Annotated in this window: 9 protein-coding genes; 6 read left to right on the forward strand and 3 right to left on the reverse strand. The window is 46.5% G+C overall.

Annotated features, from left to right (window positions below; all coding sequences use genetic code 11):
* Nucleotides 1–34 precede the first annotated feature (34 nt).
* From QFZ51_RS03860 to QFZ51_RS03870, 3 genes are all read left to right on the forward strand, one after another.
* Entirely contained in the window at nucleotides 35–1,705 is a 1,671-nt protein-coding gene (locus QFZ51_RS03860; protein ID WP_429043339.1) for a glycosyl hydrolase family 28-related protein, read from the forward strand.
* A 274-nt stretch (nucleotides 1,706–1,979) separates the two neighbouring features.
* Nucleotides 1,980–4,697 carry a sensor histidine kinase gene (locus tag QFZ51_RS03865; RefSeq protein WP_429043341.1) on the forward strand — a complete coding sequence of 906 codons (2,718 nt, stop codon included), beginning with the start codon at nucleotides 1,980–1,982 and terminating at the stop codon, nucleotides 4,695–4,697.
* Complete coding sequence (locus QFZ51_RS03870) at nucleotides 4,694–5,443, forward strand: LytR/AlgR family response regulator transcription factor (RefSeq protein WP_429043344.1); 750 nt, start codon at nucleotides 4,694–4,696, stop codon at nucleotides 5,441–5,443. Before QFZ51_RS03865 ends, QFZ51_RS03870 begins: the two co-directional genes overlap by 4 nt.
* 74 nt (nucleotides 5,444–5,517) lie before the next feature.
* Here QFZ51_RS03870 and QFZ51_RS03875 read toward each other — a convergent pair whose 3' ends face one another.
* From QFZ51_RS03875 to QFZ51_RS03885, 3 genes are all read right to left on the reverse strand, one after another.
* Nucleotides 5,518–6,189: a DNA-3-methyladenine glycosylase family protein gene (locus tag QFZ51_RS03875; protein ID WP_429043346.1), complete on the reverse strand. Its 672-nt coding sequence runs from the start codon at nucleotides 6,187–6,189 to the stop codon at nucleotides 5,518–5,520.
* 51 nt (nucleotides 6,190–6,240) lie between these two features.
* On the reverse strand, nucleotides 6,241–6,738 hold the full coding sequence (locus QFZ51_RS03880) for a methylated-DNA--[protein]-cysteine S-methyltransferase (protein ID WP_429043349.1): 498 nt from the start codon (nucleotides 6,736–6,738) through the stop codon (nucleotides 6,241–6,243).
* A gap of 77 nt (nucleotides 6,739–6,815) precedes the next feature.
* Entirely contained in the window at nucleotides 6,816–7,427 is a 612-nt protein-coding gene (locus QFZ51_RS03885) for a hypothetical protein (RefSeq protein ID WP_429043351.1), read from the reverse strand.
* Nucleotides 7,428–7,554: 127 nt separating this feature from the next.
* Here QFZ51_RS03885 and QFZ51_RS03890 point away from each other — a divergent pair, with 127 nt between their 5' ends.
* The 3 genes from QFZ51_RS03890 to QFZ51_RS03900 are packed head-to-tail and all read left to right on the forward strand — an operon-like array spanning nucleotide 7,555 to nucleotide 12,982.
* On the forward strand, nucleotides 7,555–8,286 hold the full coding sequence (locus tag QFZ51_RS03890) for an ImuA family protein (RefSeq protein ID WP_429043354.1): 732 nt from the start codon (nucleotides 7,555–7,557) through the stop codon (nucleotides 8,284–8,286).
* Nucleotide 8,287: 1 nt separating this feature from the next.
* Nucleotides 8,288–9,790 carry a Y-family DNA polymerase gene (locus QFZ51_RS03895; RefSeq protein WP_429043357.1) on the forward strand — a complete coding sequence of 501 codons (1,503 nt, stop codon included), beginning with the start codon at nucleotides 8,288–8,290 and terminating at the stop codon, nucleotides 9,788–9,790.
* A 15-nt stretch (nucleotides 9,791–9,805) separates the two neighbouring features.
* A complete protein-coding gene (locus QFZ51_RS03900; RefSeq protein WP_429043359.1) occupies nucleotides 9,806–12,982 on the forward strand; it encodes an error-prone DNA polymerase in 3,177 nt (1,058 codons plus the stop codon).

Here is a 12,982-nt window from a genome sequence, read left to right on the forward strand (position 1 = left end):
CAAGTAAATCTTTGTTAACCACAAACCCTTATTTATGACAGTTACGTCCATTAATGCCCTTAAAAGCCTGAGTACTCCCCAGGCAAACACTATTTACCACGTTTTAGGCTATGCAACTGCCAACGATGGCGGTGGCGGAGAATTCTACTGGGACAGCAGCGACACCACTTCTCCTGAAAATGGAGGAACAATTTTTATTGCTTCAACAGGTCGTTGGAAAAGACTACATGACGGCGAATTAAATGTAAAATGGTTCGGTGCAAAAGGTGATAATTCTATTAATGATTCTCCGGCAATCAATAAATGTCTTGACTACGCCAAACAGATATTTACGAATGGAGGCAAACTGGTGTTCCCTAGGGGCCGTTATCGCATCTCCGAAACCCTGAATATGACCAATGCTATTTTTTGGCAGATTATCGGAGAAGGTGCGACAATTGCTCCTGATAGCGCCATTACCGCCATTAATATACAGGCTAGCCGATCTACCTACACTGGATTGAATATTAGTTTCGAGTCCCTACACTATGATCAGATCAACGAGAACTGCGTTGCTATCTGGCTCCACAAAGGTGGCAGCACCGTAAATGACCAGGTGAACAACACCACTTTTGAGTGTTTTACTATTATTGGCGCTCATACTGGTATCAAATCGACACCAAATACCGGCCTGATTTGGCAGTTGGATTTTAAATCTATTTACTTCGATATCTATGAAGGGGTTTCCTCCATACAGGCAATAGGATTTGATATTGCCAGTGGTTTTAACCAGGGAGGCAGCACCACCATAAGGATTTCAAAATGTTGCATTCAAAGCTTTATAGTAAACCGATTGAACAGTAATAACGAACCGGTTTTTCCAAAAGGTGTTGGATATAGAGGATATAGAATTTACTATTCTACAGATGTTTATATTGTTGATTCTTCCTATGATGGTTATCTGGGCGCAACCCTCCAGCTGAATCAAAATGGCCAGATCATGGATATTTTCTCGAAAAATATTCATATCGATGGATTTCACTGTGAGGCCCTAACAAATACGCTAAACGCCAATAATACACAAGCCCCGTTCCGGATCAACAGTACCGGATTTCTCGATACCAAGAATGTTGTAATATTGGATTCCTTTATGAATTGTGGAGGTCCAACGGCTGCCGGTGCCTGGTTCCTTTTCTTTGGTGGTGGCGTTTTTAACTTTGGAACCTACAACAACAACAACATCGGTTCTGTAGACAATACCCCCATTTACATTATTACACTCAGCAACTTGCTGGATGGTGATGATGTTACCAATAAAAGATCCCAGATCAATTTATCCAATTCAATACAGCCATCTCAGGTTCACCTGTTGAACAGGAACTATAACAGTATTCATTTTGATTCTCTGGAAGTAAATGGTTTGGTTACTGCTGTAACAGGTACTGCTCCGGTTACAATTTTAACCATGCCAACTACACGCGCTTCCTGTATGATTGCTGTAAGAGGATTCTCACAGATAGATGGCACTTCTTATTTTATCGACTACCTGGTAATATCCCGTTCAAGGACCAGTGGAATCGTGAAAATAAAATCACTACTCAATGATAACAATAGTTATACAAGTGTCGTGAATACTTACAGCGTTACATCTGATGGAAATATCCAGCTTGCTAGAAATATTTCCACTGGTTTTTGGGTAACGGCTAAAGTTGTAAACATGATCTAACCAGAATAGAATTACGTCAGGCGAAGGCAATTCAGCTTTCGCCTGACTATTCGCCATATACTACGGAAAAGAATCGGTCAATCACAATGATTGAAATTATGTATCACAATTACTCCCATTTCTCTGAAATACCACCCCCACCCCAAAAGAACCCAAAAAATACCCGTTTCAGTCATATATTCACCGGATATTCAGTCAGCTTTACCGTTTGCTAAGTGGATGTAAACCCAGGCGTCTGATAAAGATAGCTTTGGTACAATAAAATTATTGTATCATGAAAAGAACAGTTTATCTATGGTTGCTGCTTTGCCTGCCCTACCTGCTGCCCGCACAGGACAAGCCCGGCTACTTTGCCCTGAAACCGGGCGACTGGTTTGATATGCAGATCACGAAGCACAAGGATAATAATTACTATCCGGTAATGGAGCCGTTATTACAGTTTCAACGCCGGTATGTGCTGCGGTACCGGTTGCAGAACCAGCTGCCTAATGGCAACCAACAATACAGCATCACCCATGAAAGAGTGGTAGCGTATACTCCATATGATCAGAAGTTTGGCTGGATGGGGTACGATAGTTATTATCCGCCTTATAAACAGGGGTTAGACAAAAAGCCGCCTAAAGGGATGTTCCTGCTGGAAATTACAGCCAACGGCGAAATCGTATCATTGACCACCGACAAAGATCAACCACCGTTGCCGGTGCTGATGACGAGTTATAGTCCTCAGAAGCAGGTCGGCATATCCATCCGTTCAACTTTCTCACCTATGCCGCCGGAGGAGCTGCGCCCCGCGATAGAAGCGATGCTGAAATGGCGCAGCGCCAATAACGGCATACCTGGCCTCATTCCCGCCAAAACCGAATATCAATACGCCCAGTTGCTTACCGGCGCGTCCTTTCCGGTTGCAGGCAATGCATTGATAAAAGGCACGTTGGCACACGCTCATAAAAAGCAAGTGGAAATTGAACTGGGAGACAGCACCCTCAGCTTTCCTGTTAATAGCCGGGGAGAATTTTATTGCCCGTTGCTGTTAACAAAACCGGAACGCCGGTATATTGCTATGGAAAATAACGGAGGGTATGTTTTCTTAGCACCTGGCGATACGCTGATCATTGAAGCGGATGCCGATACTTCCCGGGGACGGCAACCCAGAAAGCTGTCGGGTAGTGCCCAATGGAGTTCCATGCTGGCAGAGGAGGTGAATGACGTCTTTTACGGTGACGAGGGCATGAATACCATGTACAGAAACAAAACATTGCAGGAAGTGCTGGCCGCACAGGAAAGCGCAAATGCCAGATTCAAAGCAGTGCTGCAAAGCTATGAGGGGAAAGCATCTCCCGAAAGTATCGACTACTATAAAACCAACTGGCAATACCGTATTGCGGATGACTGGCTGGTTTTTCTGTATAATCATGGCTACCGGGTAGCCCCGGAAAAACGGCCATTTGAGGGCATACCGGAAATGATTACCACCGGTATTGATACCATGCCGGTGACAATGAATTCTTATCACGACAATCACTTCTCCTTCTATCATCAATACCTCGATTGGCTCCTGATTTATCAGCAGTCACGCATCGGACTCTCTGCTGGCGGCAGTTCAGAAGAATCTTCCTTTTACAGCAATTACTTTGTCCTGCTTTCTATGCTGAAGGGATACCCGTTGTACTATAAATTATCAAAAGGGATCAACGAGAGCATGAAAGCAAATAGCTTTGCAAAAAACCAGCGACTGAAACCTTATTTCGAAGACTTTATTCGTAACTGCGACGACAGCAGCATCATTAAACCCATTATAAAAGATTGGAAGTTCATGGAACACTGGGCGCCGGGTAATACAGCGCCATACCCAATCCTATCGCTAGCCAATGGCAAAACGTATGATTTGAAAACTCAGCATGGTAAAACTACCTGTCTCATATTTGACCATGCCAGCTACTTTCAGGATAGTGCGTTGGTTAAAATGGTTAAAAAGCATCCCGAAGTAACCTTTGTGTTCGCATGGATCAATGAGCCTGGCCTTAACCGCCGACATGATCCGGAACTCGCAACACTGCCCAACTTTAACAGTATTGAAATAAAAAACCAGGGAGATAAAAACTATGAAGTATACGGGATATCCGAAATGGGCAAGAAAAATGTTGTTGTACTGGATCAATGGGGAAAAATAATATCAGATCATATCTATTCCGACGACAACTTATGGGATGACCTGAATACGGCCATCGATGATGCCGCAAAAGCACCGCGCTTTTCGGTCCTGCAAAAAGCCGGCGTGATGAATATTATTGGATGGAGCCTTGGCTCCATCCTCTTTACTGTGCTGGTGGGCATCTGGATTTACCGGGTGCGCATTCAGCGGATCAAGCGGGCGGAGGCCATGAAAACCGCGATCCGGGAGCTGGAAATTAAAGCCATTCGCTCGCAGATGAATCCGCATTTTATTTTTAATGCGCTGAACTCCATTCAATCGTTGATCAACACCAGCCAATATAAAGCTGCCAATACCTATCTTGTAAAATTTTCGTTGTTATTAAGAAGTGTATTGCATAATGTGGAAAAGAATATGATCACGCTGGCAGATGAACTGGCTACCATACGCCTTTACTGCGAGCTTGAACAACTGCGTTTTGATTTCTCCTTTGAAATAGATATCCCTGAAGAACTGGCTACTGACCTGGTAGATATCCCCGGCATGATTTTACAACCGCTGGTGGAAAATGCGATCCTGCACGGTATTTCTTCCAAAGGAAAAGCAGGCTTACTCCGCATTACGGTGGGGAAACAAGGCGCGGCATTACTGATCGCAGTGTACGACAATGGCCAGGGATATCATCCGGAAGCCGGCAACGGCACGCATAAAAGTGTAGGATTAAAACTGGTACAGGAAAGGCTGCAGCTTTTTAGTATCGCCGGACAAACAGCCAGTTTGCATATCAGTAACGGAAACGGCACAACGGCATTACTCACTATTCCAATTGAAAGTGTATGAAGATAAAAAGTATTCTTGTAGATGATGAGGCAAAAAGCAGGGATAACCTGCGCGTACTCCTGGGCGAATACTGTCAGGCTATTGACATAGTCGGGGAAGCCGATTCTGCGGCGAGTGCGCTCAGGCTCATCAAGCAACTGGAACCAGACCTTCTTTTCCTCGACATTGAAATGCCCGGAGGCTCAGGGCTTCAGCTGCTGCAATCACTTCCTGCCAACAGGCGCTTTGAAGTTATTTTTGTTACAGCCTATGACCACTACGGTATTGCGGCAGTAAAAGCCTGCGCTATCGACTATGTGCTGAAACCTATAGATGTACTGGAACTTTCCGGCGCAGTGGAAAAAGCGATCGCACAGATTGTACCCCAGCAGGAAAACAGCCGTTTACGGGAACTGGTAGCCAATATGGGCAAGCCCATGGCAGAAAACCGTATTGCATTCCCACTGGCCGATAAAATTATTTTTGCCCTGCCGGAAGATATCGTACGCCTCGAAGCGGCAGGAAACTACACGCATGTATACATCTCCGGTCAAAAAAAACTGATTGTTTGTAAAACCCTGAAAGAATACAACGACCTGCTGGCTGATAAACATTTTATACGCACCCACCAGTCCCACCTGGTCAACAGCCATAAAATTACAGCCTGGATAAAAACAGAAGGTGGCGCCATTTCCATGGAAGATGGCAGCCAGGTGCCTGTTTCCCGTCAACGCAAAGAAGAAGTATTAAAGCTGCTGATGAAATAGCTACCATGTGCCCTGCTAAGTGATGTTGATCAAGTCCACCTTTAAGCCGTGCTTAAGCCCGGTATGATCCGTCCCTAAAGCGTCACCGCCTTCTTTATTTTCTCCGTTTCTGCAGAGGTATCTTTTACCCGCAGCGACAGGTAATAATGCCACAATATCATCGTGGCAACAGTTCGGTAGGGCTGCCATGCTGCCGATATTCCCAGTAGTTTCTCTGGAGGAGTGTCTTTAGGTAATTTCTTCACCTGCTTGAGTGCATTTACGGCGGCCAGGTCTCCGATGGGGAAAATATCCGCGCGTTGCAATACAAACATCAGGTATACATCCGCCGTCCAGTTGCCGATTCCTTTCAGCGCTACCAGCGCTTTCCTTACCTCTTCATCCGGCAGCTTTTCCATGGCTTTAGGGTTGAATGCTTTGCTTTGAATGGCCTGGGCTAAAAACCGGGCATACGACATCTTCTGCCGGCTGAAATAACAGGCTTTTAATTCTTCGTCCGTGAGTTCCAGCAGTTTGGCGGGTGTAATTTTTGTGAGTTTCTCTCTTAATTTATTGAGCGCCGCTAAGGCGGAAGCCAGTGATACCTGCTGTTCCAGGATAATGTGTATCAGGCTTTCAAATGTATTGGGTCTTGTCCACATCGGCGGATAGCCATATGTTTTCACAATGAAGGCTAACTCCGGATCCTGGGTACATAGTTGATCACAGATGGAGTGAAAGTTTTCTGTTGAAAAGGTATGCAACACTTATTTCAGGTTTGTGGAAAGATAGTATAAACTCCCCACGTCAGCAAGTGCCTAAAACAACGTAGGACTAACACTGTTTTCTAGTTGAAGTAAGCGGTTTTTGTTGGCTATACCACCTGCAAATCCGACTAATTTTCCGGAAGCGCCTATCACCCGGTGACAGGGAGCAATAATAGAAATGGGATTTTTATTGGCTGCACCACCAACAGCACGTACTGCTTTCGGATCACCAATTTGTTTGGCGATCTGGCCATAGGTCCTCGTTTCACCGAAAGGAATTGTCAGCAGTGCTTTCCATATCTTCTTTTGAAATTCCGTTCCCACAAAGTCCAGTTCTACAGTAAAAGAAGTTCGCTTTTTGGCAAAGTATTCATTGAGTTGTTCTTCTGCCTGGCAAAGGATAGGATGATGTATATCGTTTGCACCGGCGCTTATGGGTACGCGGTCTGCAAGTTCATTTTCCCACAGCACTGCGGCCAAACCTTTGTCACTCGCTATCAGCGTAAGCTGCCCTACGGGAGAAGTCATTTTTTTATGATAGTATGTCATCTTTTTATTTTTTTATGATGATACAAATTTACCATCCACACCCATCTGAAAGAACCCGTTTCTTGCCCTTAATCCTATTAAATGGCCATTTGAGGAACATAGCCTGCCCTGAAGGCATTCACCACAGAGGCCGGCGTTAAAACAGGTAGTTTCCCGCTCCCCGGCAAAGGGATGCCTTCTGAATAACCACCGGGCGACCATAAATACAGCAACCCCTTATTAAGAAGATAAGGCTCCTCCCCTATGCGTACAAATGTGCCGTCGGGCAGGTTTTCCGGATGTTCCCCGAATGTAATCTTTAGGTTATGCTCATCTATCCTTTCTGTATGAAGGATGTTATCTATCTCTTTAATAAGTGTTTTTTCATTAAACCCTTTATCCGGATTACCTTTCAACCAAAGGGATTTAAATTGATGCGCATCTGCTTTGCGGCATTCAAAACACGGCCGGTGGCCGGCAGCAAAGGAAGTTGCTTCATCCATAAAAAAGAGTTCTGTATACCGGTTAGGAGCCATTACCGGTCTTCTCCTGTTTTTAAATGCCAACATACAAGTAATCCAGATCTTGATCTTATAAGGCCTGACAATTTCTTTGTTGTCGTTGTGTAAAACGCCCCGGTTACCCATAAATAGTCCCCTGGCCTCTGTCCTGATAATATTACCGGATGGATCAACTCTGTTCTGTAACATGCCGATGCACTTTAAATTATGCCGACCACAAGTTACATATATCCGGAAAGAATATTGATGAAATACTAATTTATTTAGTATTATTGCTAAATAAATTAGTCATGAGTATTTAAACCAGCTGTCAACTATGCCCGCAGATAAAGCAGCTATTATTGCCGGCTTGCAAAGGGATATTCTCCATTTGCAGGGCTTTAAACAAGCCAGTAATACGAGTGTGGATATGGGACTTGGGCGGGTTACAGCTGCTTTTCCGAATGCAACATTTCCAACCGGAGCAATACATGAGTTTATGAGTGCGGCAGCAGAACATACTGCTGCGGCCACCGGGTTTATCGGTGGTTTATTAAATGCGTTAATGCAGGGCGGCGGCGCCTGTATATGGATCAGCACCTGCCGCACGCTTTTTCCTCCTGCCCTGAAAACCTTTGGTATCGAGCCTGAACGGATCATTTTTGTAGACCTGAAACGGGAGAAGGATGTACTCTGGGCAATGGAAGAAGCATTGAAGTGTGAAGGACTCGCCGCAGTTATCGGGGAAGTAAGGGATATCAGTTTTACCGCCTCCCGCCGCCTGCAACTGGCAGTAGAACAAAGCAGGGTAACAGGGTTTATTATTCGCCGGGAATCCACTGCTGTTAATCCCACCGCCTGTGTTTCCCGCTGGCGCATTACACCATTAGCCAGCGAACCGGAAGATGGGTTGCCTGGTGTTGGCTATCCCCGCTGGAATGTTGATCTGCTAAAGATCCGGAATGGTAAGCCTGGCACCTGGCAAATAGAATGGTCAGCCGGCAGGTTCAGGTTGATGGATGAGCAATTGTCTTCCGCACCACCGGAACTGATCCGCAAAATCGGGTAGTATGGCCAGGCGTTTTGTTTCCATATGGTTTCCTCATCTGATGACCGATTGGTTAATCCGTTGCCGCCCGGCGTTGCAACAGGAAGCGTTTGTGCTGGCTACTCCCGATCACGGCCGGATGATTGTAACAGCAGCCAGCAGAGCCGCGCAGTTGCAAGGCATCACAAAGGGAATGGCCGTGGCGGATGCACGCGCGCTCATCGGCACACTGGAGGTAATTGATGATAAGCCGGGGCAATCGAACCGCATATTAAACGCACTAGGGGAATGGGCTATCCGCTTCACACCTGTAACCGCAACAGATCCCCCCGATGGCCTGCTGCTGGAAGTTACCGGCTGTGCACACCTTTGGGGCAGCGAAGAATTATATCTGAAAGATATAGTGACCAAACTTACGCATATTGGATACCAGGTGCGTGCAGGCATGGCCGATACGATTGGCGCAGCATGGGCCATGCCGCGGTTCAGTCAAACACTGTCTGTAATTCCCACGGGTGAGCAGTCTGCTGCATTAATGGACATGCCTCCGACTGCATTACGACTGGAACCCGCTATCTGCGAAAGGTTAATGAAATTAGGCCTGCGCGAGGCAGGAAGCTTTATAGGAATGCCCAGAACAGTGCTCCGCCGGCGCTTTGGCCAGGAGCTGCTACTCCGGCTTGATCAGTTCACCGGACAGGAAGATGAAGTAATTCAACCCCTGCTGCCGGTTGAACCCTACCAGGAACGGCTGCCATGCCTGGAGCCTATTGTAACAGGTACCGGTATTGAAATTGCGCTCAGGCGATTGCTGGAAGCCCTTTGCCACCGCCTTTCCCAGGAGGAAAAAGGACTCCGGAACGCTGTGCTGAAATGCTATAAGGTAGACGGGGCCATTGAACAATTGGAGATCGGTACCGGGCATCCATCACATAATATCAACCACCTGTTCAAATTGTTTGAGGCGAAAATACCAACGATCAAACCAGACCTGGGGATTGAATTATTTGTACTGGAAGCGCCTAAAGTGGAAGAGGTGCGGCCCTTGCAGGAAACATTCTGGAATGCTGCAGGAGGACTGGAAGATGTGGGTATCGCGGAGCTGATCGACCGGCTGGAAGGTAAGGCTGGCAAAGGAACTGTTCACCGCTATCTGCCTGCTGAACATCACTGGCCGGAGTGGTCCGTTAAACCCGTTACCAGTCTTATTGAAAAAACAGCTACTTCATGGAAAACAGACAGGCCCCGTCCCATTCAACTGCTTTCCAAACCTGAACCGATAGAAGTAGCGGCGCCCATACCCGATTATCCACCGATGCATTTCCGTTATAAAGGAAAAGTACATAAAGTAAAGAAAGCGGATGGCCCTGAACGGATTGAAAGTGAATGGTGGCTGCAACAAGGACAGCACCGGGATTATTATGTAGTGGAAGATGATGCTGGCAGCCGTTACTGGCTGTTCAGGCTGGGGCATTATACCGGTGATAAACCCCATGCCTGGTTTATTCATGGTTTTTTTGCGTGAGAAAAAAGAGGAGATATGAGCTACACAGAATTACAGATCACCACCAACTTTAGCTTTTTAAGAGGCGCGTCACACCCGGGAGAACTGGTAGAACAGGCTGCAGCACTGGGTTATAAAGAAATAGCGATTACAGACCGAAATAGTCTTGCTGGTATTGTTCGCGGACATGCAGCTGCAAAAACCAGCGGGATACGCATCATACCCGCCTGCCGGATCGATCTGCTGGATGGACCTTCCTTACTTGCTTATCCCACTGATACACAGGCATACGGACGCCTTTCTGCATTGCTCACCAAAGGCAATCTGAGAGCAGAAAAAGGACAATGTCACTTATACAAAACAGATGTATTTGAACATGCCGCCGGCATGAAATTTATTGCATTACCACCCGCAACCCTGAATGAAAGATTTGAATTTGATGACGCCTTCAGCGTAGCTATGAAAGAGTACCGGGAGGTACTGGGAACAAACCTCTATCTTGCTGCCACCCGCTCTTATCAGGGAGATGATTTTAAAAAGTTACACCGTCTTTCACAGTTATCTTCTCAATATAATATTCCTTTAGTAGCTACCGGCGATGTACATTATCATATCCCCGAACGTCGGCAGCTGCAGGATATTGTAACCTGTATCAGGGAGAAATGTACCATTTATACCGCGGGTTATCGTTTGCATGAAAACGCAGAAAGATACTTAAAGCCACAACAGGAAATGTTACGCCTCTTCCGGCAATATCCTGATGCGATCCTGCGTACAAAAGAGATTGCAGAAAGCTGTTGTTTTTCTCTTGATACACTTAAATATGTATACCCGGAAGAAATTACCAGCAATGGCCGCGCACCACTGGAAGAACTTACACATTTAGCATGGGAAGGCGCCAGGGAGTACTTCGGAGATGATATCCCTGAAAAAATTACTACTGCGATTCACTATGAACTCTCTTTTATAAAAGAGATGAATTACGCATCTTATTTCCTCACCGTATATGACATCGTCCGTTTTGCGAGGCAGCAGGGAATTCTTTGCCAGGGCCGCGGTTCAGCAGCAAATTCAACGGTTTGTTATTGCCTGGGCATTACTGCTGTAGATCCTACAAAAATTGACCTGCTGTTTGAACGGTTTATTTCCTCCGCCCGTAACGAGCCCCCTGATATTGATGTGGATTTCGAACATGAACGCAGGGAAGAAGTGATTCAATACATTTATGAAAAGTATGGTCGCCACCGCGCCGCCATTGTAGCCACTGTTACCCAACAAAGACAAAAGGGGGCTATCCGCGATGTAGGAAAAGCAATGGGCTTGTCTGTTGATACTATCAATCGTCTTTCTGCTTCCGTATGGGATTTTACCGCCAAATGGCTGGAAGGGGAAGGCCTTGCAGAACAGGGATTTGATCCCAGTGATGCGCATCTGCGGAAGATGCTGGAACTCACGCAGGAGTTCATCGGTTTTCCTCGTCAGCTGGGGCAGCATACCGGTGGCTTTGTTATCACACAAGGCGCCCTCTCTGATCTGTGTCCTATTCTGAATGCACGCATGGAAAACAGAACCTGTATTGAATGGAATAAAGATGATATCGATGTTCTTGGCTTTCTTAAGATAGATGTGCTCGCCCTCGGCATGCTTACCTGTATCCGCAAAGCTTTCGACCTGGCAAAAACGCATCACAATCGTCCTCTTACCCTGGCAAGCGTACCGCAGGATGATCCTGATGTGTATGAAATGATAGGCCATGCCGATACTATTGGTGTATTCCAGATCGAAAGCCGTGCGCAACAATCCATGCTACCACGGCTAAAGCCCACCTGCTTTTATGACCTGGTTATTGAAGTAGCGATTGTAAGACCTGGACCCATCCAGGGCGATATGGTGCATCCTTATCTGCGCCGTCGCAATGGAGAGGAAAAGCCGGATTACCCCTCTCCTGAACTGAAAGAAATTTTAAAAAAAACGTTAGGAGTTCCCCTGTTCCAGGAACAGGCGATGAAAATTGCTATAGTAGCTGCTGGCTTTACTCCATCGGAAGCAGATGAACTCCGGAGAAGCATGGCCACTTTCAAGGCAGCCGGACAGGTAAGCCGGTTCCGGGAAAAACTGGTAAAAGGCATGGTGAAAAATGGATACGACGCCGATTTTGCCCTACGTGTTTTTAAGCAGCTGGAAGGGTTTGGAAGTTATGGTTTCCCTGAAAGCCATGCCGCCAGCTTCGCCCTGCTGGTGTACGTTTCCAGTTGGCTCAAATGTCATTACCCGGATGTTTTTGCCTGCGCATTGTTAAACAGTTTGCCCATGGGCTTTTATCAGCCGGCACAAATTGTTATTGATGCCCGTAAACATGGTGTGGAAGTAAGACCTGCAGATGTAAATCTTTCTCTCTGGGATAATATACTGGAAGAAAAAACAGGGAAATTATGCGCGCTGCGCCTCGGCTTCCGACAGATAAAAGGCCTCGGCCAGGAGGATGTACAGTCATTAATTGACCGCCGGGGTACAGGCTATACCACCATCCATGCACTGCGGGATGCAGGTGTTACATTGATCACGCTGGAGAAACTGGCAGATGCAGATGCCTTCCGGTCGATGGGACTTGATCGCCGTCAGGCACTCTGGGAGGTCTCCGCACTTCACGACCGACCTGTTGGTATTTTCACAGGCCAGCCATCTGAAAGCGCTGCAGAAACCCATGTGCAGCTACCGGAAATGACGGTATCAGAACATGTTGTACACGATTACAGCACCACCACCTTGTCTTTGAAAGCACATCCTGTAAGCTTTGTCCGGGAAAAATTACAGTTGCTGCATATCCTCTCCGCAAAAGAACTGGATGGCGTAAAAAATGGCGCAGCAGTGAAGGTAGCGGGTCTTGTACTGGTACGCCAACGACCGGGCACCGCTAAGGGTGTTTGCTTTATCACTATCGAAGATGAAACGGGTTGCAGTAACCTGGTGGTCTTTCAACAACTGTTTGATAAGTATCGTAAAGAAATCCTGCAGGCCAGGTTGCTGATGGTGGAAGGTACCCTGCAACGCGAAGGCGAGGTGGTTCACATTATTGTATCCTGTTGTTACGATTTGTCTAAATTCTTGCGTCAGCTACTTCCTTCAAAAACAACAACTCCGCTAATGCAACCACCATCAAAAACGGATGAAATATCCGCGACGTTATTTTCTGAAGCCAGGAATTTTAAATAG

Source organism: Chitinophaga sp. W3I9, assembly GCF_050434025.1.
In the GTDB taxonomy this organism is placed as follows: Bacteria; Bacteroidota; Bacteroidia; order Chitinophagales; family Chitinophagaceae; genus Chitinophaga.

Bases quoted from the DNA above. Each gene is read 5' to 3' on its own strand.
- QFZ51_RS03865 (WP_429043341.1), top strand. From the start codon at position 1,980: ATGAAAAGAACAGTTTATCTATGGTTGCTGCTTTGCCTGCCCTACCTG.
- QFZ51_RS03890 (WP_429043354.1), top strand. From the start codon at position 7,555: ATGCCCGCAGATAAAGCAGCTATTATTGCCGGCTTGCAAAGGGATATT.
- QFZ51_RS03860 (WP_429043339.1), top strand. From the start codon at position 35: ATGACAGTTACGTCCATTAATGCCCTTAAAAGCCTGAGTACTCCCCAG.
- QFZ51_RS03880 (WP_429043349.1), bottom strand. From the start codon at position 6,738: ATGACATACTATCATAAAAAAATGACTTCTCCCGTAGGGCAGCTTACG.
- QFZ51_RS03895 (WP_429043357.1), top strand. From the start codon at position 8,288: ATGGCCAGGCGTTTTGTTTCCATATGGTTTCCTCATCTGATGACCGAT.
- QFZ51_RS03870 (WP_429043344.1), top strand. From the start codon at position 4,694: ATGAAGATAAAAAGTATTCTTGTAGATGATGAGGCAAAAAGCAGGGAT.
- QFZ51_RS03885 (WP_429043351.1), bottom strand. From the start codon at position 7,427: ATGTTACAGAACAGAGTTGATCCATCCGGTAATATTATCAGGACAGAG.
- QFZ51_RS03900 (WP_429043359.1), top strand. From the start codon at position 9,806: ATGAGCTACACAGAATTACAGATCACCACCAACTTTAGCTTTTTAAGA.